This window comes from Acrocarpospora catenulata, from assembly GCF_018476525.1.
GTDB classification, from domain to species: domain Bacteria; phylum Actinomycetota; class Actinomycetes; order Streptosporangiales; family Streptosporangiaceae; genus Acrocarpospora; species Acrocarpospora catenulata.
In genome coordinates this window covers 1-750 of sequence record NZ_JAHCST010000167.1, presented here as the reverse complement: position 1 = coordinate 750, position 750 = coordinate 1, and the positions used below count along the sequence as shown (strand labels likewise).

Sequence of the window (750 nt, the reverse complement as noted above, 5' to 3'; positions counted from 1 at the left end):
CCTCGATGTTTCGTGAGTCTGGTCGGGTCGCGTAGCGAGCCGACCAACTGATGCTTTTCAGTTACGGGTCAGCCCGGCGGCCCGACTCTCGCGTCGGGTGAGCGGGGTTCCACGAGCCCGGGCCTGTGCTCCTTCCTGGGGTTGTCGGGACAATCCGGCGGTGTCAGGGTGCGGGCAGCGTTTGCAAGCGGCTGATCGCGGTGGCGATCAGACCGGCCCACCGCCACTGCCGGTCCAGGCGGAGCCGGACCCTTCTGCCACCCCTGACCAGGCGTCCGGCGACCGAGAACAGCCGTAACCGCAGACGCTTGGGTTCCCACCGGCGGGCCGGGCCACCATTGAGGGCCAGTAATTGGGTCCAGGCGGTCAGCTCGCAGGCCAGGGCGACCAGCTCCAGCCAGACCTGGTTGTGGGCGAAGCCGTGCAGCGGCAGGTTGCGCAGCCCGGTGTCCTTGGCGGAGCGGATCCGGTCCTCGCAGCGGGCCCGCCGCCGATGCCGTAATTCCAGATCGGCGAGCTGACCACGGCCGCCACCCGGGCGGGTGCCGGTGACAAAACAGGTGAACCGGTGCCCGTCGATGTCGGTAAAGCGCAGCTGAGCGCCCGGGTGGGGGCGTTCCTTGCGGACGATGACCCGCATCCCCTTCGGCCAGCCGGTCAAATCGAGCAGTCCGGTCAGCTCCGCCACCCACGCCCCGTCCCGGACGCCTCCGTCGGCGTCGTAGGCGACTTCCCACACCTCTGCCGGCA

1 protein-coding gene is annotated in these 750 nt (G+C 69.6%); it reads right to left on the bottom strand.

All coding sequences use genetic code 11. The features are described 5' to 3' along the window. Positions 1 to 163: 163 nt before the first annotated feature. The coding region (locus KIP79_RS46205; protein WP_214111433.1) for a transposase at positions 164 to 750 on the bottom strand (587 nt) is incomplete at its 5' end.